General features: G+C 61.0%; 26 protein-coding genes. 8 read left to right on the plus strand and 18 right to left on the minus strand.

Annotated elements, in window-relative coordinates; translation table 11 throughout:
- Nucleotides 1–332 precede the first annotated feature (332 nt).
- Entirely contained in the window at nucleotides 333–1,556 is a 1,224-nt protein-coding gene (locus MOV63_RS21715; protein WP_247036723.1) for an MFS transporter, read from the minus strand.
- Between the two features lie 158 nt (nucleotides 1,557–1,714).
- Here MOV63_RS21715 and MOV63_RS21720 point away from each other — a divergent pair, with 158 nt between their 5' ends.
- On the plus strand, nucleotides 1,715–2,332 hold the full coding sequence (locus MOV63_RS21720) for a TetR/AcrR family transcriptional regulator (RefSeq protein ID WP_247036796.1): 618 nt from the start codon (nucleotides 1,715–1,717) through the stop codon (nucleotides 2,330–2,332).
- Between the two features lie 284 nt (nucleotides 2,333–2,616).
- Here the strand turns inward: MOV63_RS21720 and MOV63_RS21725 are convergent, their stop codons facing one another.
- Nucleotides 2,617–5,055 (minus strand): hypothetical protein, encoded by a 2,439-nt coding sequence (locus tag MOV63_RS21725; RefSeq protein ID WP_247036725.1) that lies wholly within the window; start codon nucleotides 5,053–5,055, stop codon nucleotides 2,617–2,619.
- A gap of 134 nt (nucleotides 5,056–5,189) precedes the next feature.
- Here MOV63_RS21725 and MOV63_RS21730 point away from each other — a divergent pair, with 134 nt between their 5' ends.
- Nucleotides 5,190–6,089: a DMT family transporter gene (locus tag MOV63_RS21730; protein ID WP_247036727.1), complete on the plus strand. Its 900-nt coding sequence runs from the start codon at nucleotides 5,190–5,192 to the stop codon at nucleotides 6,087–6,089.
- Nucleotides 6,090–6,192: 103 nt separating this feature from the next.
- A complete protein-coding gene (locus MOV63_RS21735; protein WP_247036729.1) occupies nucleotides 6,193–7,452 on the plus strand; it encodes an MFS transporter in 1,260 nt (419 codons plus the stop codon).
- Between the two features lie 19 nt (nucleotides 7,453–7,471).
- Here the strand turns inward: MOV63_RS21735 and MOV63_RS21740 are convergent, their stop codons facing one another.
- Complete coding sequence (locus MOV63_RS21740) at nucleotides 7,472–7,846, minus strand: GFA family protein (RefSeq protein WP_247036731.1); 375 nt, start codon at nucleotides 7,844–7,846, stop codon at nucleotides 7,472–7,474.
- 28 nt (nucleotides 7,847–7,874) lie between these two features.
- Nucleotides 7,875–8,627: a DNA repair protein RecO gene (gene recO / locus MOV63_RS21745; protein WP_247036797.1), complete on the minus strand. Its 753-nt coding sequence runs from the start codon at nucleotides 8,625–8,627 to the stop codon at nucleotides 7,875–7,877.
- 187 nt (nucleotides 8,628–8,814) lie between these two features.
- Between recO and MOV63_RS21750 the strand changes: the two genes are divergently transcribed.
- On the plus strand, nucleotides 8,815–9,204 hold the full coding sequence (locus MOV63_RS21750; protein WP_051899676.1) for a hypothetical protein: 390 nt from the start codon (nucleotides 8,815–8,817) through the stop codon (nucleotides 9,202–9,204).
- A gap of 10 nt (nucleotides 9,205–9,214) precedes the next feature.
- On the opposite strand, the gene MOV63_RS21755 is transcribed toward MOV63_RS21750, so the two are convergent.
- From MOV63_RS21755 to MOV63_RS21785, 7 genes are all read right to left on the minus strand, one after another.
- On the minus strand, nucleotides 9,215–9,712 hold the full coding sequence (locus MOV63_RS21755; protein ID WP_247036733.1) for a PAS domain-containing protein: 498 nt from the start codon (nucleotides 9,710–9,712) through the stop codon (nucleotides 9,215–9,217).
- 167 nt (nucleotides 9,713–9,879) lie between these two features.
- Nucleotides 9,880–10,836 (minus strand): GTPase Era, encoded by a 957-nt coding sequence (gene era, locus MOV63_RS21760; RefSeq protein ID WP_247036734.1) that lies wholly within the window; start codon nucleotides 10,834–10,836, stop codon nucleotides 9,880–9,882.
- Between the two features lie 10 nt (nucleotides 10,837–10,846).
- Nucleotides 10,847–11,566: a ribonuclease III gene (gene rnc / locus MOV63_RS21765; RefSeq protein ID WP_038541489.1), complete on the minus strand. Its 720-nt coding sequence runs from the start codon at nucleotides 11,564–11,566 to the stop codon at nucleotides 10,847–10,849.
- A complete protein-coding gene (lepB, locus tag MOV63_RS21770; protein ID WP_038541486.1) occupies nucleotides 11,563–12,312 on the minus strand; it encodes a signal peptidase I in 750 nt (249 codons plus the stop codon). Before lepB ends, rnc begins: the two co-directional genes overlap by 4 nt.
- Before the next feature lie 83 nt (nucleotides 12,313–12,395).
- Complete coding sequence (gene acpS, locus MOV63_RS21775) at nucleotides 12,396–12,797, minus strand: holo-ACP synthase (protein WP_037080909.1); 402 nt, start codon at nucleotides 12,795–12,797, stop codon at nucleotides 12,396–12,398.
- Nucleotides 12,798–12,837: 40 nt separating this feature from the next.
- The gene (locus MOV63_RS21780) at nucleotides 12,838–13,398 is read right to left on the minus strand and encodes a DUF2062 domain-containing protein (protein ID WP_247036736.1); all 561 of its coding nucleotides are present in this window, start codon (nucleotides 13,396–13,398) and stop codon (nucleotides 12,838–12,840) included.
- A gap of 232 nt (nucleotides 13,399–13,630) precedes the next feature.
- A complete protein-coding gene (locus MOV63_RS21785; RefSeq protein ID WP_065814410.1) occupies nucleotides 13,631–13,786 on the minus strand; it encodes a DUF3563 family protein in 156 nt (51 codons plus the stop codon).
- A 288-nt stretch (nucleotides 13,787–14,074) separates the two neighbouring features.
- Here MOV63_RS21785 and MOV63_RS21790 point away from each other — a divergent pair, with 288 nt between their 5' ends.
- Nucleotides 14,075–15,553, plus strand: a complete 1,479-nt coding sequence (locus MOV63_RS21790; protein WP_247036738.1) for an FAD-dependent oxidoreductase — start codon at nucleotides 14,075–14,077, stop codon at nucleotides 15,551–15,553.
- Between the two features lie 2 nt (nucleotides 15,554–15,555).
- Here MOV63_RS21790 and MOV63_RS21795 read toward each other — a convergent pair whose 3' ends face one another.
- From MOV63_RS21795 to rpoZ, 3 genes are all read right to left on the minus strand, one after another.
- Entirely contained in the window at nucleotides 15,556–15,993 is a 438-nt protein-coding gene (locus tag MOV63_RS21795) for a VOC family protein (RefSeq protein WP_247036740.1), read from the minus strand.
- Nucleotides 15,994–16,164: 171 nt separating this feature from the next.
- Complete coding sequence (locus MOV63_RS21800) at nucleotides 16,165–18,381, minus strand: bifunctional (p)ppGpp synthetase/guanosine-3',5'-bis(diphosphate) 3'-pyrophosphohydrolase (protein ID WP_247036742.1); 2,217 nt, start codon at nucleotides 18,379–18,381, stop codon at nucleotides 16,165–16,167.
- 158 nt (nucleotides 18,382–18,539) lie between these two features.
- Complete coding sequence (rpoZ, locus tag MOV63_RS21805; protein ID WP_037080919.1) at nucleotides 18,540–18,947, minus strand: DNA-directed RNA polymerase subunit omega; 408 nt, start codon at nucleotides 18,945–18,947, stop codon at nucleotides 18,540–18,542.
- A 289-nt stretch (nucleotides 18,948–19,236) separates the two neighbouring features.
- Between rpoZ and MOV63_RS21810 the strand changes: the two genes are divergently transcribed.
- Nucleotides 19,237–19,812, plus strand: coding sequence for an NYN domain-containing protein (locus tag MOV63_RS21810; RefSeq protein WP_247036743.1), 576 nt, complete (start codon nucleotides 19,237–19,239; stop codon nucleotides 19,810–19,812).
- 85 nt (nucleotides 19,813–19,897) lie between these two features.
- Complete coding sequence (locus MOV63_RS21815; protein ID WP_247036746.1) at nucleotides 19,898–20,959, plus strand: bifunctional transcriptional activator/DNA repair enzyme AdaA; 1,062 nt, start codon at nucleotides 19,898–19,900, stop codon at nucleotides 20,957–20,959.
- A gap of 213 nt (nucleotides 20,960–21,172) precedes the next feature.
- On the opposite strand, the gene MOV63_RS21820 is transcribed toward MOV63_RS21815, so the two are convergent.
- The 4 genes from MOV63_RS21820 to dapA form a co-directional block, all read right to left on the minus strand.
- A complete protein-coding gene (locus tag MOV63_RS21820; RefSeq protein ID WP_247036752.1) occupies nucleotides 21,173–22,138 on the minus strand; it encodes a YbhN family protein in 966 nt (321 codons plus the stop codon).
- An 81-nt stretch (nucleotides 22,139–22,219) separates the two neighbouring features.
- Nucleotides 22,220–22,513, minus strand: coding sequence for a WYL domain-containing protein (locus MOV63_RS21825; protein ID WP_247036754.1), 294 nt, complete (start codon nucleotides 22,511–22,513; stop codon nucleotides 22,220–22,222).
- 94 nt (nucleotides 22,514–22,607) lie between these two features.
- Nucleotides 22,608–23,084, minus strand: a complete 477-nt coding sequence (smpB, locus tag MOV63_RS21830) for an SsrA-binding protein SmpB (RefSeq protein WP_038541461.1) — start codon at nucleotides 23,082–23,084, stop codon at nucleotides 22,608–22,610.
- Between the two features lie 124 nt (nucleotides 23,085–23,208).
- The gene (gene dapA / locus MOV63_RS21835; protein WP_247036756.1) at nucleotides 23,209–24,093 is read right to left on the minus strand and encodes a 4-hydroxy-tetrahydrodipicolinate synthase; all 885 of its coding nucleotides are present in this window, start codon (nucleotides 24,091–24,093) and stop codon (nucleotides 23,209–23,211) included.
- 277 nt (nucleotides 24,094–24,370) lie between these two features.
- Between dapA and MOV63_RS21840 the strand changes: the two genes are divergently transcribed.
- Nucleotides 24,371–26,464: a lytic transglycosylase domain-containing protein gene (locus tag MOV63_RS21840; protein WP_247036759.1), complete on the plus strand. Its 2,094-nt coding sequence runs from the start codon at nucleotides 24,371–24,373 to the stop codon at nucleotides 26,462–26,464.
- Nucleotides 26,465–26,525 lie beyond the last annotated feature (61 nt).

Consider the following 26,525-nt stretch of genomic DNA (forward strand, 5'->3'; position numbering starts at 1 on the left):
CCCGGACCACTGTTCGGCTGGAACGCCGTGCCGCGCGGCACCGGGCGGATCAGAATCGGCGACGTGGCGACGGTGGTTGGCGAACGGGCGGAGGCCTGGGCGATCAAGCGGCGGGCCTGACACGACTGACGGAAATTGGTTGGCGGCGGAGGCTCTGGTTTGTCGAGGTGCCGCCCCTCATCCGCCTGCCGGCACCTTCTCCCCGCGCGCGGGGAGAAGGACTTTTGCCGCGCCCTCTCCGGTCCCCCTCGCCCCGCGTGCGGGGAGAGGGTCGCCGAGCGTAGCGGAGGCGGGGTGAGGGGCCGCCTCGCCCAAGAGATCACCTGAGGAGATCACTCCGCCGGGTTTAATACCCCCGCCGCCGGCACCGCTTGCCGATCCGGCCGGCTCAGCAAGCCATAACCGGAGAGCATCGTGGTGAGCGCCAGCGCGCCGCCGGCGACGGCGACCCAGAAGCCGTTGGAGGCGCCGTAGGCGTCGATCGTCCAGCCGGCGAGCGAGGAGCCGGCGGCAAAGCCGATGCTCATGCCGGTCATGGCATAGGTGATGCCTTCGGTAACCTGCGAGGAAGGAACGATGCGCTCGATCAGGGTCATGGCGCTGATGAAGGTCGGCGAGATCGCAGCGCCGGCAAGGAAGATGACCGCTGTCAGCCCCCAGAGGCTGCCGACGAAGGGCATGGGCAGCGTGGTGACGGCGGCAACCAGGCTTGCGAAGAGCAGCCGGCGGGCCAGCGACGACTTGAACTTGATGGCGCCGAAGACGATGCCGACCACGAAGGAGCCGGCGGCATAGGCCGACAGGATATAGCTGGCGGCGCCCTTGTTGCCCATCGCTTCCGAAAACGCGACGACCGAGACTTCCGCCGTGCCGAAAATGATACCCATGCCGGCGCAGAGCACCACTAGGAACCACATGGCAGGCAACCGCATGACCGAACCGCCGCCTTTCATCCGCTGCGGATCGACCTTCGGTTCGGTCGATTTCTGGACCACGAACAGTGCCGTGCCGACGGCGAGGAACGCGGCGGAGGCGAGCACGCCGGCTTCCGGGAAGAGCGCGACGCTGAGGCCGATGCCGAAGACCGGGCCGCAGATATAAACGAGCTCGTCGATGACAGATTCGAAGGCGAAGGCGGTGTGCAGTTCCGGCCGGTCGCGATAGATTTCCGACCAGCGGGCGCGCACCAGCGCCATCATGCTCGGCATCAGCCCGGCGACGAGGGCGAAGGCAAACAGCGTCCAGATCGGCCAGCGCATCCAGGCAGCGGTCGCAAGACCGATCAGCGCGAGGAAAGTGACGAACGTCGTCGGCACCAGCACGGCCGACTGCCCTTTCGCATCCACCCAGCGCGACACTTGCGGGGAAATGAAGGCGTTGGCGAGGGCAAACGTGGCCGAGACCGCGCCGGCCAGCCAATATTCGCCATGCGTCTGGGAAAGCATGGCGACGAGGCCGATCGTCGTCATCGGCAGCGGCAGCCGCGCCACGAAAGCGGCGGCGGAAAAACCTTTCGTACCCGGCCTCGCGAATATTTCGCGATAGGGATTGGGCATAACCTGCTCCTTGGGTTATTTTGAATGAGGACTTACATACGCCGCGTATGTGAGGTAAATAGCCGCATACGTTTCGTATGTCAATTCACATACGGAGCGTATGCGAATAATTCGGAGTCCGCATGGCTGAGAAGATGGCAGACAAGATCGTCACCGATATGGCTCCCGGCACGAGCCCGAGGAGCGCCGCCAGGCCGCGCAAGGAAATGATCGCCGAAACGAAGGCCAAGCTGATCGCCGCCGCAAGGCACGCCTTTGCGCGCCAGGGTTATGCCGAGGCCTCGATGGACGATTTTACCGCCGGTGCCGGGCTGACGCGCGGGGCCCTCTACCACCATTTCGGCGACAAGAAGGGCCTGCTGATGGCGGTCGTCATGCAGATCGACGCGGAAATATCAAACCGTCTCTGCGAGATCTCGAGCCGGGCCGACAATACCTGGCGCGGCTTCGTAGACGAATGCGTCGCCTATATCGAAATGTCGCTGGAGCCCGAAATCCAACGGATCATGCTGCTCGACGGCCCGGCGGTGCTCGGCGATCCGTCGCAATGGCCAAGCCAGAGCGCCTGCATCCGCACCACCACCGCAAGCATCCAGAAACTGATCGACGACGGTACGATCCGCCCCGTCGACGCCGAAGCCACCGCCCGCCTCGTCAACGGCGCCACCTTGAGTGCCGCACTCTGGATCGCCAGTGCCGAGGACCCGGAGGCGGTGTCGAAGAAGGCGGTGGAGGCGTTTCTGACGCTGGTTTCGGGGTTGTTGGTGGAGAGGTGAGGTGGGTGGGGCGAGTCCAGGCGGTACCGCTAGGCTCGACTTCAGAACTCAAGCCCTCCGAAAATTGCGGCAGTCGGATTAGGTTGCATCCCCTTCAGCCCAAAGTGGTCGAAGCCGATGGTATTCCGCCAAGTCAGTTCTCAATAAAACGATCCCCATCGGAAAAAACTAAGAGGTTATTCGACCTTTTGGATTATCACTTGGCCTTGTCAGGGGTCACCGCTTCATCAGTTACGCCTATGTTTGGGAAGAGCCCCCTTTCAAACGTACTTGACGCGCGAGGCTCAAGAAACGCAAGGAAAAGGAAGAGGTATGCTGCCCAAGAGAAATTCGCTATCCAGTTCAAGGCCTTCACAGGCCACCTCTCTAAGTAATAGCAAACGATTCACGTAAATCTTACAGAGCACAATGCTCAAAACGGCTATCGTAATCTGCCCCGCAAGTGGCGCCAACCATCCAGCGAAGCCCGATAGTTCAACGGCAAAATATCGAACCGCAGAGATCGCCGGCGTCGCCACAGCCGCGCCTAGAAGTACAGAAGCTGCAAACTTCCATTTTTCGCTGAGGATCTTACGTACAGCGACGCGCGCCTCATCCTCACTCTGTATTATTGCCAATTTGGCTCGGATATCCGCAAGCTCTGCATCGGTAGACAATTTCGCGGCCTCAGCACGCTCCTTCTCCGCGAGAGCCGCTATAAGTTGTGCCGAATTTTCCGCCTGCACGGTTTCTAGGCGGGTGACGCCTTGCCTCCGCTCACTCTCCATCAACTCCTGCACACGAATTAGATGCGACTTAGCGTCATTGGCTTCGCGCGTTTTCTCTGCCAGATGCTCTACAATCGCATCCTTAATAAGTGCAACCTCACCCGTCGTATCCTGACTTTCGCCAATCTTAGCGCGCAGAACCTTATTGCCCAGTATGGTGAGTATTGTTTCTTCACCTAGTTCATCGATATTTTCGTACATCGATAAGGTTCCCAGAATTTTCTGGGTAGCTTTTTCGTCCTCAATATCGAACTGCTCGAAAAGGAACGGCATCTGCATCAGCGCAAGAATTGTCCTCTCGAGATTTTCATCAGAAGGAATTACAATCTGCAACGCCTGCACAAGAGATGCAGGATGCACAAGTAACGGTATACCGGATCCGTGCCTTTTGTGATTATCAAATGCAATAAAACCAAAGTCTATAGTTACGCAAACCCATTCAGCATCAAAAATTGTGTCACTTATTTCTGGCCTCTTATCGAATATAAAATGCCACAATACCATATCGTGCCATATTCTATCGTAAGATTTCTCGCGTTTTCCTGCTACGTTCTTGCTGGCATAAAAAGACTTCTGATCTAACGCGTCGTCGATAGTTGATTGGTCGGTTGCATACTTTTTGTCTTCGCCATTCAATACGTGAACACCATAACTATTCAAAATTGCTTTGATGTCATTGAAATACGGATCAAAGTAATCCTTGGCAGTGATCTTGTATCCGCTTTCGCGGGCCTTCAAAAGAAAGGCCTCGATTACCCCTGAAACATTCGACTTCACCCCGGCAGAAACGATACCAGACGTAGGCCTAATGCGTTCAGCCACACCTTGATAGTAACTTATCGATCGGTGGAACTCGTCAATGGTGGACGGCAAGACATACATATCGACGGAAAACGGCTTGGGTACCCGAGATATCAGGTCCTGTAGCATCGATACCGCCTCATTGGAGGGATTGGAATGAAGCTTGAAGAGAGAAAATAAGAAATTGGTATCCAAGACCAGCCGCAGCCGCCTCTCCTGCCCAGGCTTCGCAAATGCCTTTTCGGTTACGAAGCGGGGGAGGCTGACAGCAGACTGAAAAAAATAACTATTGAGAAGTCTTAGGATGTACTTTCGGCAATCGCCATCGCTTTTATCCAGGGCGGACAAAATCATTGCTTCGAGTACAATTCTGCGCTCGTCGGTGAATTTTCCGAGAAAGTCCGAAATAAAAATGTTTTGCCGAACATTGGTATTCGCCCCGGTCATCAATTCATAGGCGCGAGCACCGAACTCCCGAATGAACGGCACGATAAACTCTTCGTGGAATCCGTCCCAAATCTTTCTTTCCCAATCGTCTCCCGTGGAGACACCTGTGTCTTGCGCAGCTTTCAATACCTTTTTACGAACGTGCGCTTCTACGTTTTCGGCTGTTGAGATTGATTTTTCGAGGCTTTCAATCTCCGCCTCAGCCAATTTGAATTTGTCGTTGCCGACTGGGAGTATGGCGTTCAAATCCAGAAGTTCATTTATCGCAGTTTCCGCTTGCTCCCTCGTCAACTTGTTAAGGCCGAGGTTTTCACGTTCGTTTAATATCATATTGATGTCGGCGGGTTCGCCGATCATCCAGATCAGGAACCGGACAGCTTTGCGGATTGCAGTGTTTACCCAGCCGCTTTCATTCAGCTCGATATGATGAACGAGCGCAATAATATCTGGGCCAACGTTACGACGTCCATTCATCAAAGCCTCCATTCGATGACTGAATATTGCAGTAAATTTCGCAGGCATGATCAATAATCGTCGTGACAGAGCGAAATATGCACAGCTACTTTGCAACTCTTGGTTCAAAGTGACAGATACAAGCTGTAGCACGCGTTCGCAGCCACGCCGGGCTTTGTAACGATGATGCTCTTGGCGCAAAGCGACAACTTTAGCTAAAGCCTCAACTCCACCCCACTCCCCCGCCCCACGCATGGCAGCTATTCGCAAAATCACGTTGTTCGGCCCCTTGCCGAACGATCAGAACGGGGTCATCACCATAAGCCGCCCTGCTTCCCATGCGCCGGCCGGATTTCCGTCCGGGCGGCACCCCGAAAGAGACTGCCTTCATGACCCCTCGGTCCACCGGCCTCATCTGCGCCATCGCGGCGGTGACGATCTTTTCGCTGCAGGACGGGATTTCCAAACATCTGGGCAGCGCCTATCCGCCGATCTTCATCACGATGATCCGCTACTGGGCATTCGCGGGCTTTGCGTTTGCGCTGGCGAGCCGGTCGTCGGGCGGCGTGAAGGTTGCGGCGAAAGCCGGCCGGCCCTGGCTGCAGATTGCCCGCGGCGCGCTTCTGGCGGTGCAGATCGTCATCTCGATCTTCTCCTTTTCGCATGTCGGGCTGGCGGCCAGCCACACGATGTTTGCGGCGACGCCGCTGGTGGTCGCCTGTCTTTCGGTGCCGTTTCTCGGCGAAAAGGTCGGCTGGCGGCGGTGGACGGCGATCGGCGTCGGCTTTATCGGCATCCTTCTGATCGTCAACCCGCTCAACGCCACCTTCGACGCCAGGATCGTCATTCCGATGGTCGCGACGCTGATGTTCGGGCTCTATTCCGTCATGACCCGGCTTGCCAGCCGCACCGACACGTCCGAAACGGCCTTTTTCTATACCGGCGTCGTCGGCGCGGTGACGATCACCTTTGTCGGTCCGTTCTACTGGACCCAGGTCACGCCTGTCGACTGGCTGTGGATGGTGGTGCTCTGCATCACCGGCATGAGCGGGCATTACCTTCTCATCCGCGCCTTCAACCTGCTCGATGCGGTGGTCGTGCAGCCGATGACCTATATCCAGTCGGTGCTGGTCTGCCTGATCGGCGTCTTCGTGTTCGGCGAGGTGATGACCGCCAACATGATCCTCGGCGTCGCAATCGTCATCGGCGCCGGCATTTTTACCATCTGGCGCGAGGCCCGGCTCGGGCGCGCGACCCCGCCGGCGATCGATCCGCCGGGCACGCCGTAAGGGGCGTACCATCAATCCCGGTGATGGATTGATTGAGCAAAAGTTGTTTTAACACCGCAAGCGCACGCGGTATGTTTTGCCCCTTGTGTTCGAGGAGGTCCGCATGCCCACGTCTGCATCGCCATCCGTGCGCCCCTCGGGGCAGAGGCCGGCTTCCATGCCCTGGCTGATCATCGTCGCCGGTGCCCTGATCGCCATGCTGACCTTCGGCCCGCGCTCGGCCATGGGTTTCTTCCAGCTGCCGATGCTCCACGATACCGGCTGGGACCGCTCCACCTTCGCGCTCGCCATGGCGATCCAGAACCTTGCCTGGGGGCTCGGCCAGCCATTGTTTGGGGCGCTTGCCGACAAATACGGCACCGGGCGGGTGCTGACCCTTTCCGGCCTGCTCTACGCCTGCGGCCTGATCCTGATGTCGACTGCCCATTCGGTCCCGGTGCTCTATCTCAGCGGCGGCGTGATGGTCGGGCTTGCGGTCGGTGCCGGCTCGTTCGGCACCATCCTGTCGGCCTTTGCCCGCAACGTGACGCCCGAACAGCGGTCGGTCGCCTTCGGCATCGGCACGGCTGCGGGTTCGGCCGGCATGTTCCTGTTTGCGCCGTTGAGCCAGGCGCTGATCAGCACCTACGGCTGGTCGGACAGCCTCGTCTACATCGCCTTGCTGATGCTGCTGGTGCCGGTGCTCGCCTATCCCCTGCGCGGCAATTCCAGCTCCGGCACCCAGTCGCAGTCCGAGATCAAGCAGACCGTCGGAGAGGCGCTACGCGAGGCCTTCGGCCACCAGAGCTATCTTCTCCTGACCTCCGGCTTTTTCGTCTGCGGTTTCCAGGTGGCGTTCATCACCGCGCATTTCCCCGCCTATCTCGGCGATATCGGCATCGCACCCGCTTACGCGGTGATCGCCATGGCGCTGATCGGCTTCTTCAACATCATCGGCTCGTTCGGCGCAGGCATGATCGGCCAACGTTATTCAAAACCCTATTTCCTCGCCTATATCTATGTCGCCCGGTCGATCGCGGTCACCGCCTTCCTCCTCCTGCCCCAGACGCCCGCCTCGGTGATCGTGTTTGCGATCGTCATGGGGCTTTTGTGGCTTTCCACCGTGCCGCCGACCAACGGGCTCGTCGCCATCATGTTCGGTACGCGCCATCTAGGGCTCTTGGGAGGCATCGTTTTCCTGTCGCACCAGGTCGGCTCGTTCCTCGGCGTGTGGATGGGCGGTTATCTCTACGACCGATTCGGCTCGTATGATCCGGTCTGGTGGCTCGGCGTGGCACTCGGCATCTTCGCCGCGATCGTGCACTGGCCGATCCAGGAAAAGCCGGTCGACCGCGGCTTGTTGCGGCCGCAGCCTGCGGAGTAACGCGGCTTCTTGCAGACGGTCACTCGAGCGCCGGCACCCAGGAATGCCGGTGCTGGTCGTAGACGGCCTGCGAGGGTGCCGGGAAGCCGGGATCGGCGAACGAGCCAACGCCGACCGCGATCACGTCGGGCCTGCGCTGCGGCTCCCAGAACACAGTCGAACCGCAGTTCGGACAGAAATGCAGGTTGACCGCAAAGCCGCTGTCCCCCAGGCGGGCATAGGCGGTGCTTCCCCCCTCGATGCGCACCTGGGCGCGGTCGAAGAAGGCGCCGATGCCATAGGTGCTGCCGGTCCGTTTCTGGCATTCGAGGCAATGGCAGAGCGAGACCTTGACCGACTCTCCTTTACAGATGGCCCGCAATTTGCCGCAGGCGCAGGTGGCTATCCGCTCCATGGGTTCCTCCTTCAGCTGGATTTCTCGTTCAACCGGTCTGGCGTTCCGTATCCTTCGAAAGCGCCTTCAGCGCCGCCTGGACGAAACCGTCACGGGCGGCGTTTTCCGTCAGGCCGCGGGGTTCGTAGACGTGGCGATGCAGGAAATAGCCGGTGAGCCGGAAGGCCTCCGCCATGCTGTCGCGGTCGGCGGCCGAAGCGGCGCCTTCGCTCAAGAACCCCGGCAGGGCCAGCATCCGGTCGGCATAGGGCATGCCTGCCTCGCGGGAAACGGCGCGGCCGGTTTTCGGCGAGACGTAAACGAGGTTTTCGCGTCCGCCGGTCGCCGCGCATTCGGTGAGGTCGAGGCCGAAACCAAGGTCGTTCAACACCGCGAGCTCGAAACGCACGAAAAGTTCGCCAGCATCGGAGGGGTCGTCGAAGGCGTCGAGGATGATGTCCAGCGCTTCGAAGAGATGCGGATGCGGATCACGCTCCGGCAGCAGGCGCAGCAGCGCGCCCATCGCCTGGACGCCGTAGACCGCGGTCGCCGTCTCCATCAGCTTGGCGGCGCGCAGGCGGATCGGTTCCAGCTTGAACTCGCCGAGATGTTCGTCGAGCCGCGCGCGCCAGACGGCCTCCACCCGGTTTCCGGCCTGCAGCACCGGCTGCATCACCCGCGAGCGGCCAGAGCGGACGAGGCCGAGATGCCGGCCGCGGTCACGGGTCATCAGCTCGGCGATGACGCTCGTCTCGCCGTGGCGCTTGACGCCTATGATGATCGCTTCGTCCTGCCACTGCATGTATCTGTTCAAGATCCTTCCGAGCCGATTCAACAATAGAGCATAAGTCCTTCGGACTGAATCGGTTTCTGCTTTCCCCGGTCGACGGCAAAGATGCAGGTGTCCATGGGCTTGCCTGGAACAAATCGGCCTCCATTTGGATTCCTGTGCGAAATTCGCACGTCAAATACGACCCTTGGGAGTCTCCATGAAACACGCCCTCTTTGCCGCCCTCCTGGCCGCCTCGCCTGTCGCCCTTGTCGCTCCCTCGCCCGCTGCGGCGCAATCGCCACAGCTCGAACAGGCCTGCATCTCGGTCGCCAAGAATTTCCTGCTGGTGCCCTCGCTGAAGACGGGTATCGTCCAGTCCTTCCCGGAACTGGACCCGCCGGGCGCGCGGCTGACCTATTCCACCCGCGAGGAGCCCAAGCCGACCGATTTCAGCAACGAGATCGAATGCGAGTTCGACAAGGGGCAGCCGCCCTTCCGCTTGCAGCGCTTCTGCATTTCCGACACCTGCTACGGCCCCAACGAACAGGACCAGGACCGTCGCCGCCGTTACCTGGAGGTCAGGGCGCTGATGGACCGGCAGAAGTGAGGCGGGGAACCTATTTGCCGAGCACGTTGAGCGCCGAGGTGAGATAGCGCGCGGCGAGCATCTGGCGGCGTTTGGTGGCAAGCCAGAGAGCGGCGCGGCAATGGTGCTCCAGCGGATCGGTCGCCGCAGCCGCCGTGGGCTGGATCATCACGGTGCCTGAATAGATATACGGGACACCCTCGGCATCGCGCAGACACCGACCATTCGCTGCGACGTCGATCCGGCGCCCGTCCGGATGGGTGACGCGGTAGTTTTCCTGGTATGCGAACCCTGTGACGATCGCATCGTGGATCGCCTTTGCGACCCGCTGCCTATCGCCCTCGTTGATGTAGCGGATGACCCTCTCGATCGGGGCGCCGGCAGCCAGTTCCTGATCCGAAACGCCGAATATGGAGGCAATCACCTGATCGCCATACACCTTGTTTTCCGGCACGATCCAACTGTAGAAGCCGACGGAATTCGGATCATCCGAGCCCGTGCCTTCATCTGCTGATCCGCCATCCGACATTCATGACTCTCCGCGCCATTTTGCCGATAAATTGGATCTTCGGCTCAACGTTAGCAAGTCATTATAATGATGGATAAAAATCGCTAACGAGATACTCCGTCCGTGGGTATCGCTCGCGGCGGTTGACGCCGCCACGTGGCGGCGCTGGCGGATGTGGCAGCGTTGGTTCAGGACTTCGGGAATTCCAGGCCCATCTCGCGAAAACGCTCGGGATCGTCGCCCCAGTTCTCGCGGACCTTGACGAACAGGAAGAGGTGGACCGGCTGTTCGAGGATTTCGGAGAGTTCCTTGCGGGACGCGGTGGAGATTGCCTTGATGGCGTCGCCGTTCTTGCCGAGCGCGATCTTCTTCTGGCTGTCGCGCTCCACGTAGATGACCTGTTCGATGCGCACCGAACCGTCCTTGCGCTCCTCCCATTTCTCCGTCTCGACATGGCTGGCGTAGGGGAGTTCCTGGTGGAGGCGCAGGAAGAGCTTTTCACGGGTGATCTCGGCGGCCAGTTGGCGCATCGGCAGGTCGGAGATCTGGTCTTCAGGGTAATACCAGGGGCCTTCCGGCAAGGTTTTGGCAAGGTAGTCCATCAGGTCGTCGCAGCCGGAGCCTGTGGTTGCCGAGACCATGAAGGTGCGCTCGAATGGCACCGCTTCGTTGGCGGCGGCGGCGAGCTTCAGCAGGTCCTCGTGGCGGACGCGGTCGATCTTGTTCAAGACCAGGATTTTCGGCTGATGGACTTCCTTCAAGCCTTCGAGGATTGCCTCGGCGTCGCCGCGGATGCCGCGTTCGCTGTCGATCAGGAGCAGGATCAGGTCGGCATCCTTGGCCCCGCCCCAGGCCGAGGTCACCATGGCGCGGTCGAGCCTACGGCGCGGCTTGAAGATGCCGGGCGTGTCCATGAAGACGATCTGGGCGTTGTCGTGGATGGCGATGCCGCGCACGATGGCGCGCGTCGTCTGCACCTTGTGGCTGACGATCGAGACCTTCGCGCCGACGAGCCGGTTGAGAAGCGTCGATTTGCCGGCATTGGTGGGGCCGATCAGCGCCACGAAGCCGGAATGGGTCGGGCCACCAGCCTGGGTTTTGCCGGCTTCGTTCTCTTCACCGGGAATGTTGTCGTTTTCGGTCATGGTGTCCAATTCATTGTTCGGCAGCGGGTTTCTGCCACACGCCTTCGCGCTCGAGCATCTTTGTGGCGGCCACCTGTTCGGCGGCGCGCTTGGAACGGTCCACGCCGGTTTCCGGCGCCACGCCGGTTACCTCGACGGTCACCGTGAAACGGGGATCATGATCCGGTCCGGAGCGTTCGTCGACCCTGTAGGCGGGCGTCAGGCCGAATTTCGCATGCGCCCATTCCTGCAGCTCCGTCTTGGCATCGCGCCGCGCGCCGTCGGCGCGGGTGGCGCGGGCTTCCCAATACCTGATGATGAAGCCGCGGGCAGCTTCCAGCCCGCCATCCAGATAGAGCGCGGCGATCAGGCTTTCGACCACGTCGGCACGCACGTTCATCATCCGCTTGCCGGTCAGCTTCTTGACGTCGGCGCCGGTGCGGATGAACCGATGCAGTTCCAGTTCGTCGGCAACAACGGCGCAGCTGTCAGCGCTGACAAGCTGGTTCAGACGCACGGAAAGCTCGCCTTCGGCGGCAGTGCGGAACGTTTTGAACAGCAGTTCGGCGACGCAGAGACCGAGCACGCGGTCGCCCAGGAATTCCAGCCGCTCGTAATTAGCACTCTTGGCGGACCCGGTGCTCGCATGGGTGAGCGCCCGGTCCAGCCATTGCTTGTCGGCGAATTCATGACCGATGGCTTTTTCAAGCTGGCCGCGTTCCTCCGCCGAAAGCGTCTTTGACTTCATCACCGGACGACCTTGAAAATCCGATCCCAGCGCATGTTGGTCGGCCATTTCCAGATTTCGCGGAACGAGGTGTCGTTGCCGAGCGAGAAGAAGATGACGCTGGCGCGGCCGACCAGATTTTCGGCGGGCACGTAACCAACGTCGAAACGGCTATCGAGCGAGTTGTCGCGGTTGTCGCCCATGAAGAAATAATGATCCGCCGGAACCACGAATTCCTGGGTGTTGTCGCCGCGCGAAACCGGTGAATGGTCGAGCGTGTCATAGGTGACACCGTTGTCGAGCGTTTCGCGGAAAACCGGCACGTCGGTGCCCGGATCGAGGCTGTAATCGGAGGTAAAGGCGCCGTCGCCCTGTTTGGGGACCGGCTTGCCGTTGACGAACAGCACGCCGTTGGTGACCTGGACGCGGTCGCCCGGCAGGCCGATCAGGCGCTTGATATAGTCGACATCCGGATGGCTCGGCAGGCGGAAAACGATGACGTCGCCACGCTTCGGCTGGTTGAATTCCAGGATACGGCCGGAGAACAGGTCAGGCGAGAACGGCAGCGAATATTTCGAATAACCATAGGCGAACTTGTTGACGAAGATATAGTCGCCGACGAGCAGGGTCGGCATCATCGAGCCGGACGGGATGGTGAAAGGCTGGAAGAGCACGGTGCGGATCACCATCGCCAGCAGCAGAGCCTGGATGATGACCTTGATGTTTTCCCAGAGGCTGTTCTGCGACTTCGTCTCGGCTTTGTCGGACACGTTTAACGTCTTTCTGTTCGGCGCGGCTGTTGCCAGCGGTTTTGCGTTCTCTAAACCCTTCGCAAAGCGGCGGCAATGGTCGATTAGGCTGCGAGGCGCGCTTCGATCACCACAAAGGCTTGCGCATAAGGGTATTCATCGGTGATCGTGATGTGAATAACCGCTTCGTGACCCGCCGGCATCATGCTCGCGAGACGTTCGGCGGCGCCATTGGTGAGCACCATGGTCGGCCGTCCGCCGGGCAGGTTGACGACGCCCATGTCCTTCCAGAACACGCCGTGGGCAATGCCGGTGCCGAGCGCCTTGGAGCAGGCTTCCTTGGCGGCGAAACGTTTGGCATAGGAGGCGGCGCGGTTCTGGCGGCGGTCGGATTTCGCCCGCTCGATCTCGGTGAAACAGCGATGGGTAAAACGCTCGCCAAACCTCTCGATGGATTTTTCCACGCGTCTTATGTCGATGAGGTCACTGCCCATGCCGATGATCATGAAATCTTCCTCACGGCGCCAGGCCGGTTCTCGTCAGTCTTTATACTGACTTGAGGGCTCCGGCCCGTGCCGTCAAGCGTTCCAGCCGCCGGTTGCGGAAACTGCGCACGCCCAGATAGGTGACCGCGTAGAAAACCAGGCCGCACAGGATACCCGGCGGCAGGGAGCCGATCAGCATCGGCTCGAGGATCGGCCGCCAGAGCTGCGAGAAATCGAGATGGTGGAACAGTCGGCCGAGATCGAGATGATCGTGGCCGGAGGCTTCGTTGCCGAGCAAGGTCTCGCCGATCTTCCAGGTGAGCGGCCAGATGATCGGACAGGTGACGGGATTGGCAAACGTGGTGCCGAGGGCTGCGGCGATCATGCTGCCGCCGAAGAGATAGGCGAGCGGGATGGCAAACAGGATGTGGAGGCCGAGGAAGGGCGTCCAGGCGCTGATCACGCCGATCGCGAGGCCTGCCGCGACTGCGTGCGGGGAGCCGCCGATGCGCATGACCTTCAGGCGATAATAATCGAGGACGCGGCGAAAGCCCTTGGGAGGCAGGACGGCACGGCGCAGTCTTTCACGAAATGCAAGCGGTGTACGGCGGCGAAACGGCATAGGGGCGCATCTGGTTCAGCAGCGGGATATTCATCCGTCGGCTGCGGGAATCTTCGATCGAACAGGCTTTAGCCCAAGCCGAAGATGATGGCGAAAATTTGCCCGTCTCGCATGAGACAAGGTTTTCGCGGAGGTGATCAGGCCTTCGGCCGCATCGAGGCAGCACGGGAAGACCCACATCTGCCGCGCGGCGATTTTCCGCGCGAACGGGTGGCTGATCGGAACGTGTCGCTTAGAAGGACGACTTGCGGAACATGCCGCGGTCGACCTGGCGCATGCGGAATTCAAGGTCGATCCGGTCCTTGGATTCGTTCAGATAGGCGACTTCACGGTCCTGGGTGGAGGGAACGCGGAAAGCGCGGGCGAACTTGCGTACTGAGTCAAACATGATGTTTTCTTTCTCTCTTATATTGCACTGCACCAATATATGACGCGGCATCGCGCTTTACCAACGCCGCAACTGCTGGTCAGCCCTGCGTGGGAAGCATGGCGGGTTAATCCGGATGCGCATGAAATAGGCGGACGCAGGAAGCCGTTGGGAGCCGGGCTTCATCACCTAGCGTGAATCGAGAAAGCTCTATCGGCGTATTGGTGTCTTTTCCACGCTGCTTTTCCTTGGCTAAATCACCTTTTGGATCGTCGGGCGTGACGGTCCGCAGAAATCAGGGAGGATGCCATGACTGATCAGAAGGTTTCGGTGAAGGAGATACGCCAGAACGAGAACCGCTTCCTGAGCTCCGATATCTTCGAATCGGGGCACTATGTCTTCCCGCGCCGCAACGGCGAAGGCGTTTTCCGGGAGGAGGCCCGCGACATTCCGGTCTATCATCGCTGCGACGTACTCGTCGTGGGCGGTGGGCCATCCGGAACCGCCGCAGCGCTTGCCGCCGCGCGAACCGGGGCGGAGGTCGTGGTGCTGGAGCGCTATAACCATCTCGGCGGGCTTTCCACCGGAGGCGTGGTGATCTGGATCGACCGGATGACCGACTGGGAGGGACGCCAGGTCATTCGCGGTTTTGCCGAGGAGGTTCTCGGCCGCCTTCCCCCTGAAGCCGTCGCCGGGCCGGACAGGAGCCTGTGGGGGCAGGGGGACGCGGATCTCGCAAAATACTGGCGGCTGCGCACCTCCGCCTTTCATGGGATCGTTACCTGGGCGCCTACGATCGACCCTGAAAGACTGAAGCTGATCTCGCAGGAAATGCTGATCGAGGCGGGCGTGCGGATCGTCTTCCATTCCTGGGCAGCGACCCCGGTGGTCGAGGACGGCGCGGTAAAAGGCGTCATCTTCGAAAGCAAGGAGGGACGCCAGGGGATCATGGCCAAGGTCGTGGTGGACTGCACCGGCGACGGCGATGTTTTTGCGCGCGCAGGAGCGAGTTTCGAGGCCGATATCGAGGAAGGCGACGTCCATCACTCGATGAATACCGGCTTCATGCTGGGCGGCGTGGACATGGAAACATGGCTGACATTCCGTGCCACCCAGGAGCAGGCCTTTGCCGACTTCAACACGCTCGGGCGCGAAGAGCTCGGCTTCTTCCAGACGCCCTACGTTTCCTGGCGCAACGACATCGCGCTGTTCCTCGGCCCGCGGCAATCGGGGCTTTCGGCGCTCAATGTCGACGATATGACCGAGGTCGAGATCCGCTCGCACCGGTTCATGCAGTCGCATTGCGAATTCTTCAGGAAACATGCGCCGGGATTCCAGGACGCCTACATGCTGCTCAGCGCGCCTCAACTCGGCGTCCGGCACACGCGGCGTCTGGCGGGCGCCGGCCGGGTCGAGCGCAGCCAGTGGCCGGTCGGTGCCGTTCTGCCGGATGAAATCGGCGTCAGTCCCTCGGTCTCGCCGAAGTTTCCGGTGATCTCAGTACCGTACGGAGCACTTGTGCCGGCAAGGCTGGATGGACTGCTGGCCGCCGGGCGACACATCTCCTGCGATGCCAACAGCCACGGTTTCATGCGCGAAATTCCGCAGTGCTGGCTGACCGGCCAGGCGGCGGGTGTCGCGGCGGGCATTGCGGCCAACCGTGGCGTGGCACCGCGGAATGTGGATATTGCCGAGCTGCAGTCGACCTTGCGGGCTCAAGGCGCCTTCGTGCGGGATGCGAGCGAGGCTGCTGCGATGGTGAGCCAGGCGGAGACGGTGCAGGACTGACCTCAGGTGAGTTCCTGGGCCAGTCCGATGAGAAGCCCGCCAGGCCCGCGGATGTAGCAGAGCCGGTACACGTCTTGATAGTCGACGACCTCGCCTACGAGCTCAGCGCCGCGCGCGCGGAGCCTTTCAAGCGTCTCGCCGATGTCGTCCACGGTGAACATGACGCGAAGGTAGCCGAGCGCGTTGACCGGGGCGTTCCGGTGATCTTCGACGATTGGCGGCGTGAGGAAGCGGGAGAGCTCGAACCGGCTGTGGCCATCCGGTGTGCGCATCATGGCAATCTCGACATGCTGATTGCCCAACCCGGTAACGCGTCCGGCCCATTCTCCTTCGATTGTCGCCCGCCCTTCGAGCTCAAGGCCGAGTTCGCGAAAGAAATCAATCGTCACGTCGAGATCCTCGACGACGATTCCTACATTGTCCATCCGCTTGAGCGCCATGTTTCCAATCTCCGATGGGTCGGTTCACTCTACAAGGTGTTCGCCTCGTCTGACAAAAGACGTTCGGGGCACACCAATACCGACAGCCATCCGCGCTGAATCGGCCGTTTCCACATCAGAAGCTTGAATGAGGGGCCGCCTCGAACCTACGGCCCCTTTTCAAACGGTCTCTCAGTCATACACCCGCTTGACGTTCGCCACGCAGTCGAGATCCTTCAGCTGGCTCAACAGCTGGTTCAGCTGGCGCAGGTCCCAGACCTCGACTTCCATGGTGATCTCGGAGAAGTCGGCGGCGCGGTTGCTGCCCATGGTCAGAGTGCGGATGTTGATGTCGAGATGAGCGATCGTCTGGGTGACGGTTGCGAGCGTGCCGGGCTCGTTCAGCGTGTTGACCTCGATGCGGGCGAGGAAGCGGGACTTGTTGGCCTCGTCGAGATCCCAGCGCACGTCGATCCAGCTTTCCGGCTGATCGTCGAACCGCTGCAGGGCGGACGCCTGGATCGGGTAAATGGTGATGCCCTTGTTCTTTTCCATGATGCCGACGATGCGGTCGCCGGGCACGGCGCCGCTCGGCGCGAAGCGTACCTGCAGATTGCCCGAAAGGCCGCGGATCGGCAGCGGATCGGGGCCTGCTTCCAGCTCCTCCGGCGAGACGCGCCGCTGGTTCGGCAGCTTGAAGATCATGCCCGAGGCGCTGCGCATGTTGAACCAGCCGTCGTCGGCGGCCGGCTTCACGGTGACGCGCTCGTCCTTGTAATCCGGGAAGACGGCGCGCAGCACGTCGAGCGACGAGAGTTCGCCGCGTCCGACCGCGGCGATCGCATCCTCGACATCCTTGTGGGCCAGTCGATGCAGCGCCGGCTTGAGCGTTTCGCGGGTGAAAACCTTGCCGGCGCGCTCGAAGGTGCGCTCCAGGATCCGGTGGCCGAGACCGGCATATTGCTTTCGGATCGCCATGCGGGTGGCGCGGCGGATCGCCGAGCGCGCCTTGCCAGTGACGACGATCTCCTCCCAGGCAGCGGGCGGCACCTGCACGCCGGAACGGATGATCTCCACCTCGTCGCCGTTGTTGAGCCTTGTGACCAGCGGCATGATCCGGCCGTTGATCTTGGCGCCGACCGTGGTGTTGCCGATATTGGTGTGGACCGCGTAGGCGAAGTCGATCGGCGTGGCGCCGCGCGGCAACGCAATCAGCTTGCCCTTTGGCGTGAAACAGAAGACCTGGTCCTGGAACAGTTCGAGCTTGGTATGCTCCAGGAACTCTTCCGGATTGTCGCCCTCGGCCAATGACTCGATGGTGTGCCGCAGCCAGGAATAGGCGTTGGATTCCTTCGGCAGCAGCTCTCCGCCCCTGCCGTCCTTGTAGAGCGCATGCGCGGCGATCCCGTATTCCGCGATTTCCTGCATCAGCTGGGTGCGGATCTGCAGCTCGATGCGCTGGCGGGAGGGGCCGACGATGGTGGTGTGGATCGAGCGGTAGTCGTTCTGCTTCGGGTTGGAGATATAATCCTTGAAGCGGCCGGGCACGACACGCCAGCGCGTATGGACAATGCCGAGCGCGCGGTAACAGGATGGAATGTCGCCGACCACGATGCGGAAACCGTAGACGTCCGAAAGCTGCTCGAAGGAGAGCGACTTCGACTGCATCTTGCGAAACACCGAATAAGGCTTCTTCTGGCGACCCTTGACGAAGGCATCCTTGAGGCCGTTGGCGATCAGCAGCTCACGCAGCTCGTCCTCGATCTTCTTGATCAGGCCCTCGTTGCGGGCCTCGAGATCGGCGAGCCGGCCGGTGACGGTGTCGTAGGCTTCGGGATTCATGTAGCGGAAGGACAGTTCCTCCAGCTCGTCGCGCATGTCCTGCATGCCCATGCGGCCGGCAAGCGGCGCATAGATGTCCATGGTCTCTTCGGAAATGCGCGCCTTCTGCTCGGCCTTCATGTGCTCGAGCGTGCGCATGTTGTGCAGCCGGTCGGCGAGCTTGACGAGCAGGACGCGCACGTCGTCGGAAATGGCCAGCAGCAGCTTGCGCAGGTTTTCCGCCTGCTTGGCTTTCTTGGAGACGAGGTCGAGGCGCTTCAACTTGGTGAGGCCTTCGACCAGCCGGCCGATATCCTCGCCGAACAGTTCGTCGATCTCGGCGCGGGTGGCAGTGGTGTCCTCGATCGTATCGTGCAGCAGGGCGACCGCGATGGTCGACTCGTCGAGATGCATGTCGGTGAGGATGGCTGCGACTTCCAGCGGGTGGGAAATATAGGGGTCGCCGCTGGCGCGCTTCTGCTGACCATGCTTCTGCATGGCGTAGACATAGGCTTTGTTGAGCAGAGCTTCGTTGGCTTCGGGTTTGTATTTCTGAACCCGCTCCACCAGCTCGTATTGCCGCATCATCCTGAAAAATGTCCTCGATACCGCTTCAGTGCCTGCGAATGGGCACCGGACGAAAAGAAAATGGCGCGCCAACCGGGAAGGTTGGCGCAGCCATCATAAAACATTCAAGCAGATTAGGGCGAGAGAATGAACGAAAACTTGCTAAGCAGGTGTTTCGCTTAGTAATCGTCACTCTTTTCCGGCGGCACGAGGCCTTCGATGCCGGCGAGCAGTTCTTCTTCCGACATCTGGTCGAAGGTGACGGTCTCCGGAGCGTCGTCTTCCTCGTCGCGATCGGAGGCGACGGCAACGCCGCCGGCAGCGATCAGCGAAGCCGGATCGGGCTCGGGCTCGTCGACTTCGACGTGCTTCTGCAGCGAATGGATGAGGTCTTCCTTGAGGTCGTCCGGCGAAAGCGTCTCGTCGGCGATTTCGCGAAGAGCGACGACAGGATTCTTGTCATTGTCGCGGTCGATGGTGATCGAAGCACCCTGCGAGATCTGGCGGGCGCGGTGGCTCGCGAGCAGGACCAGTTCGAACCGGTTGTCGACTTTGTCGATGCAATCTTCTACTGTGACACGGGCCATTGCCTGTCCTTTGATCAGTGATTTTCGGAATTGATACGCCCGATACAGGCATTGCGCGGCAAATTCAAGTTTTTCCTGATAATTGACTTTCGGCAAGTGAGGCCACGCCTTCTGGGGGTGCCGGCGAAATTCAACCCCAAGCTGCTTGGATTATTGCGAATCGTGCCATAAATGACAGTTATATGAATAGTTCGTAATGTAGTGGATTATTCCGGAGATTTGGCTCGGCTTATATTGACCAGGCCTCCACCTGCCAAGCAGGTTCATAAGAAAAGGGGATGGAGACCATATGTTTGACCCAAGGGAGAAGATTGCTCTCTTCATAGACGGCGCAAATCTTTACGCTGCTTCGAAAAGCCTCGGTTTTGACATCGATTACCGGAAATTGCTCAAGGCCTTTCAAAAGCGCGGTTATCTTCTTCGCGCCTATTATTACACCGCCCTGATTGAGGACCAGGAATATTCCTCCATCCGCCCGCTGATCGACTGGCTCGACTACAACGGATACAAGGTCGTCACCAAGCCGGCCAAGGAATTTACCGACAGCATGGGCCGCCGCAAGATCAAGGGCAACATGGATATCGAACTTGCGATCGATGCCATGGAGCAGTCGGAAACCGTCGACCATCTCGTGCTGTTTTCCGGCGACGGCGACTTCACCACGCTGGTGGAGGCCCTGCAGCGGAAAGGCCGGAAGGTTTCCGTGGTTTCGACCATGGCGACCCAGCCGCCGATGATCGCCGACGACCTGCGCCGGCAGGCCGACCATTTCATCGACCTGGTGTCGCTGAAGGCCGAAGTCGGCCGCGATCCGTCCGAACGCCCGCCCCGGCCGGCGGAATCGGCCGAAGCCGCCGACGCCTGATCACCCGGCATCCGCACCATTAAAAAGGAGAATAGGCGCCCGTTTTTCGGCGGCGCCTTTTTTCGTTCTGGGCTAAAACGGCTTCATGCTTTTCGAACGCCCCTCCGACGATCTTCTTTACGATGCGCTGGTCGCCCGCGACGCCTCCTATGAAGGCTTTGCCTGGGCTGCGGTGAAGACGACCGGCATTTTCTGCCGCCTGACCTGCCCGGTCCGCAAGCCGAAGCGCGAAAACACCAGTTTCTTTGAGACGATCGCGGAATGCCTGGAGGCCGGCTTCAGACCCTGCAGCCGCTGCCGACCGATGCTGAAACTTGGCGAGGCGGATCCGATGGTGACACGGCTGCTGACGGCGCTCGATACCGAGCCCTTCCGCCGCTGGAGCGAGGATGATGTCGTTTCTCTCGGCATCGATCCGTCGACCGCACGGCGTGCCTTCAAGCGGCAGTTCGGCATGAGTTTTCTCGAGATTGCCAGGCTCAGGCGTATGGGCAAGGCGGCAGAAACGCTGAGGCAAGGGGCAAGCGTTCTCGATGCGCAGCTCGATGCCGGTTACGAATCCGGCAGCGGCTTTCGCAGCGCCGTGACGAAGCTGTTCGGTGCGGCGCCCGCCAACCTGCGCGACAAGACGCTGCTGCGGGCCGACTGGATCGAAACGCCGATCGGGCCGATGATGGCGATCGCCGACCAGCATTCGCTGCACCTCCTCGAATTCGCCGAGCGCAAGGCGCTGCCAGCGGAAATCAAGAAACTGCAAAAATTCACCGGCAGTGGCATCGTCATGGGACGCCATCCGCCGATCGATCAGATCGAGGCGGAACTGAACGCCTATTTCGCCGGCGAGGACCGGGGGTTCAAGACCCGGATTGCCGGGCACGGATCGCCATTTCAACGCCAGGTCTGGGAGGCATTGCGGGCAATCCCGGCCGGCGTGTCCACGACCTATGGAGCGGTCGCTGCGGAACTCAACCTCCCCTCCTCCACCCGCGCGGTTGCGGGCGCAAACGGCGCCAATCAGATCGCCATCGTCATCCCCTGCCACCGCCTGATCGGCGCAGACGGCAGCCTCACCGGTTACGGCGGCGGGCTGTGGCGCAAGCGCTGGCTGCTGGAGCATGAGCGGCGGATGACGGTGAGGAACAGCTAGCTACGTTCGCGGTATTGCGGATGCGACCCCCCTCTGCCCTGCCGGGCATCTCCCCCACAAGGAGGGAGATTACAAGTGGGATGACCGCCACTCCCAAAGTTTCGTGGCAGAGGGTGAGACCTCAGAGAGAGCCGTGAGCACGCCGCCAGCCGATCTCCCCCCTTGAGGGGGAGATGCCCGGCAGGGCAGAGGGGGTGGCGGCGCCCACCAATCTCACGTCGATGCCGGCTCGCGCATCTGAAGCCCTTCCGCCGAAGACCGCTTCGCCTTCCGCGCCCGAAACACCGCCTCGACAACCAGCGACAGCGGCAGGCCGATGAAGAACGGGATAAAGAAATAGATGACCCGGAAGGCGACCAGCGAGCCGATCGAGGCCTGGTCCCCCATGACGTGGCGAACAGTCGCTTCCAGCACGCCAAGACCGCCCGGGGCGTGGGTGATCAATATCGCCAGGTTGGCGAGCACGAAGGCGGTCGCCGCCTTGAGATAGCTGACATCCGCCGTGGCGCCCATGACCTCGCGCAGGCAGGCGGAGACCATTGCGAAATTGATCGTGCCGATCACCACTTGGGCTATAGCGATCTTCAGCGTCGGCATCTCGAAGGTCCATGCGCGGATTTTGAGCGGCGTGCGGACGAAGGCGGCGAGCGCCAGGTAACCGGCTGTGGCGGCAAGGCAGGCAAAACCGATCGCGATGATCACGGTTTCGCTCAGGCCCAACACCGAAGCGGCATCCTTCGGATTGATGACCATAACGATGCCCGACAGCACGGCCATGCCGATACCGACGGTAACGCCCGACAGCAGAACGATCTTCGCCACGTCCTCGGCGCTCATGCCCCAATGCGCATAATAGCGGTAGCGTAGCGCGCCGCTGCTCAAGCCCGCAAGACCGACGCTCTGGCCGATCGACAGCGCGATGAACGAGGCAAGCCCGATCTTTGGATAGGCGAGGTCGTTCTTCACATAACGCACGCCGGCCCAATCGAAGCCCGAGAGGCAGAGATAGGAACCGAAGGCAAAAAGGAGTGCCATGAGGAGGTTGAAGGCGGGGATGGCGCGGACGGATTCGACGATGTCGGAGAGCGAGTATTCGCGAAAGGTGTGATACAGGAGATAACCGGCGGCACTGACGCCGATCACCAGCATGCCATAGGTCAAGATTTTCTTTCGCGTCATTGCCCCGTTGCCCATTGCCCGCTCGCGCTCAGAGATGAAAAACGAACGGGCGAAGGCGGATTTTGTTCCTAAGCCAAGATTTCACAGCCGCTCGATGATCCGGGAAAAGGCGGGATCGTTGGGATTATATCCGCGCGCAGGGCTGCGGAAGCCCGCCTCGGTCTCGGTCAGATCGCTGATATCGTCGACATGAAACAGACGCCACCCGGTACCCGTTCCGGCAATCTGCCAGGCGCTGAGAGCGAGCGCGCCCTCGCCGACATAACCGAGGATATGCGGCCGCACCCTGCGCTTTACGCCCTTGTAGCGGAGTTCGATGATCCGCCGCCGCTCGATCGCATCGATGATGATATCCGGATAGCTTGTCTTCCGCACGAGAACTCCCTGGTGTCTCCCTTAACGGCCGGGAGGCAGGGAAGTTCACGATCGATATATGCGAAAATGGCTTTGGCGGGAGCTGCGCGGTTGATCAGTTCGACTTCAACAGCCGCGACTTCTGGCGGTTCCAGTCGCGTTCCTTCTCGGTCTCGCGCTTGTCGTGCAGCTTCTTGCCCTTGGCGAGCGCGAGTTCGAGCTTGGCGCGGCCCTTTTCGTTGAAATAGATCTTTAGCGGCACCAGCGTCATGCCCTCACGATTGATGCCAACGCGCAGGCGGTTAATCTCGCGCTTCGACAGGAGAAGCTTGCGGCGGCGGCGCGGTTCGTGATTGAAACGGTTGGCCTGCAGGTATTCCGGCAGATGTGAATTGATCAGCCAAATTTCGTTGCCCTCGTCCGATGCGTAGGATTCGGCAATGTTGGCCTTGCCTTCGCGCAACGCCTTGACCTCGGTCCCGGTCAGGACCAGGCCGGCCTCATAGGTATCCAGGATTTCATAGTTGTAGCGGGCCTTGCGGTTCTCCGCGACAATCTTGTTGACCGTGCGCTGGCTGCCTTTGGGGGCCATGGGACTAACTTCCGTTCCGCCCTTTTTATCCGAAAACAAATCCCCGCCCATGGGCAATGAGCGGGGTTGGTTACCTATGTAATGCGGCGGATGCCGAAAGTGAAGCGGCGAGCGCTGACGTCTCTCAGTTCAGCAGCCCAGCATGGCGTAGCGCGGAGTCGATCGCCGCCTCGGTTGCCGGCTCCAGCGTCGAGACCAGCGGCGAGCGGACCGTGCGGTTCATGCCGCGGGTCCTGTTGAGGCCGTATTTGGCGCCGCAGAGGCCGGGTTCCAGGAAGATCGCCTTGTGCAGCGGCATCAGGCGGTCCTGGTATTCGAGCGCCTTGGCATAATCGCCGGCAAGCGTCGCCGCCTGGAATTCCGCACAGAGGCGCGGCGCGACATTGGCCGTCACCGAAATACAGCCGACGCCGCCATGGGCGTTGAAGCCGAGGGCTGTCGCATCCTCCCCCGAGAGCTGCACGAAATCCTTGCCGCAGGTGATGCGCTGTTCCGAGACACGCTCGATCTTGCCCGTCGCATCCTTGACGCCGACGATGTTCCGATGCGTCTTCACGAGCGCGCCCATCGTTTCCGGCGACATGTCGATGACCGAACGCGGCGGGATGTTGTAGATGATGATCGGCAGCTTTGTCGCTTGCGCGATCGCCGAGAAATGCGCGATCAGGCCCTTCTGGGTCGGCTTGTTGTAATAGGGCGTCACGACGAGGACGGCATCGGCGCCTGCCTTTTCGGCGTGCACGGCCAGCTCGACGGCTTCACGCGTGTTGTTGGAGCCGGCGCCGGCGATCACGGGAACCCGCTTTCTGGCCACTTCGATACAGAGTTCCACGACGCGCTTGTGCTCGTCATGGCTGAGCGTCGGCGATTCACCGGTGGTGCCGACCGGCACCAGTCCGCTGCTGCCTTCGACGATCTGCCAATCCACATGCGCGGCAAAAGCCTGCTCGTCCACTGCGCCATCGGCCGTGAACGGGGTAACTAGGGCGGGCATCGATCCCTTGAACATGCAATACTCCCAGTCGGCAACGTTCATTCTGCTGCCGCAATCCATGACTATGAGGGACGTTCAGGACATTTGGACGGGCAGCGACGCAGCCGATCTTTTCCAGAAAGCCTCTCAGGTCGCGCACCATAAAGCGGCGGGAAAGCGACGACAAGCGCAAGTGCCAGGGATTTCATATGGAATCTCATATAAGAAACCGCGCATTTTCATAAACGTGGTAAGCTTTCGTTAATGTGGCTGGCGGCTAATAAGGGGACGACATATTTTCGCGAGTTACCGGATGTACAGGCCTGTTCTGATCCTCGCAGCACTGGGGCTCGGCGCTGTGAGCATGCATGCATTTGCTGCATCGCTTCCCGAGAGCATGGCGCCCCTCCCCTATGTGAAGCCCGAAAACCCGGTCGCGATCACCATGCCCGCCGCGATGCCCGCGCCTGTTGCAACTCCCGTGCCTGACGTGACCGGCACGATCCCGAGAACCGATCCGCTGGTCGTTGCCCCGCAGTTGAAAGCCGGGCTCGACGCACTTGCAGGCAACGACATCGCCGCCGCCCTTGCCACACGGAATGGTCTCGCCGAAGGTTCGCTCGACCGTCATATCCTCACCTGGGCTATCGCCACATCCGGCGCGCCGGGCGTGCCGTCGGGCGAGATCGCGGCGGCGCAAACGGAACTGAAGGGATGGCCGGGGCTGAAGGGCCTGCGCGCCAACTCCGAACGGGCGCTTTATCGTGAAAACCCGCCTGCCCCGACCGTGCTTGCTGCCTTCGGCGCGACCCGGCCGGAAACCACCGAGGGCACGATCATCCTCGCCCGCGCGCTCGTCGCCTCCGGCAAACAGGCGGAGGCTGCACGTCCGCTGCGGCAGATCTGGCTCACCGACACACTCGACAAACCGACCGAGGACAAGATCCTCGCCGAGTTCTCGGCGCTTTTCACCGCCGCCGACCATAAGGCGCGCATGGACTTCCTGATGTACAAGGGGCGGGCAGCGCAGGCCAAGCGATTTGGCGATCTCGGCAAGGCGCAATCGCTCTACAAGGCCTGGGCTGCGGTCATCGGCAATGCCAAGAATGCCGAGGCGCTACTGAACGGCGTCGACGGCTCGCTGAAGGACGATGCGGGTTATCTCTTCGCCCGCGTCGAATATCTGCGCCGCCAGGACAAATATCAGGATGCGGCGGACCTGCTCGAAAAGGCGCCGCGCGAGGCGGCAAAACTGGTCAATACGACGGAATGGTGGAACGAGCGGCGTATCGTGGCGCGCGGTCTTGCCGACCAGGGCGAGTTCAAGCTGGCCTACCGGACCGCGGCCAATTATGTCGCCGCCTCCTCCACCGATATCGTCGATGCGGAATTCCACGCGGGCTGGTATGCGCTGCGGGCGCTGCATGAACCGGAAACTGCCGAAAAGCATTTCCGCAAGATCCTCGACACTTCGAACAAGCCGCTATCCGCTTCGCGCGCCCTCTACTGGCTCGGCCGCGCCGCCGAAGACGGCGGTCCGGGCAATGCCAAGGAGTTCTTCTCCAAGGCGGCGCATTTCTCCAGCACGTTCTACGGTCAGCTGGCCGCCGCGCGGCTGGACCTCAAGTCGCTCGACGTCACCTATCCGAACCCGAGCGGGGCCGACCGCCAGAATTTCGAAAGCCGCGAAGCCGTCCGGGCGATCGCAAGGCTCGAAGATGCCGGCCACGGCAAGCGCGCCGCGGTGCTCTATCGCGCGCTGGCGGAAGAAATGACCAGTCCCGGGGAACTGGCGATCCTTGCCGCCAGGGCAGAATCGGAAGACAATCACGCCCTGTCGCTGCAGATCGGCAAGACAGCCTTCAGCCGTGGCATCGATGTGGCCGCACTCGCCTTCCCGGTCGGCGTCATCCCGGCCGGCGCCGATATCGAAGGTTCCGGCAAGGCGCTCGCCTATGCGATCGCCCGGCAGGAAAGCGCCTTCAACCCGGGCGCGGTTTCGCCCGCCAATGCCCGCGGCCTCTTACAGATCCTGCCCGGCACGGCGCAGGGCGTCGCCAAGCGCCACGGCCTCACCTACGCGGCCGCGCGGCTGACCACGGATGCGGGCTACAACGCGACACTCGGCGCCCATTATCTCGGCGAACAGATCGATACGTTCGGCGGCTCCTACATCCTGACCTTCATCGCCTATAATGCCGGGCCGAAACGGGTGCCCGAATGGATCACCCGCTATGGCGACCCGCGCGGTAAGTCCCTCGATGAGGTGGTCGACTGGATCGAGCGCATCCCCTTCCCCGAAACCCGAAACTACGTGCAGCGGGTGATGGAGAACTATCAGGTCTACAAGACGAGGCTGGGGCAGAAGGCGGATATCGAGGCGGATCTGCGGTTCGGGCGGCAGTAGCAGGCTGCGGCTCGACCGAGATCATTCCTCTTTTCTTTTGAACAAGAGCCGGTCGCGTCTT

It is taken from the genome of Neorhizobium sp. SHOUNA12A (assembly GCF_023006505.1).
Lineage (GTDB): Bacteria > Pseudomonadota > Alphaproteobacteria > Rhizobiales > Rhizobiaceae > Neorhizobium.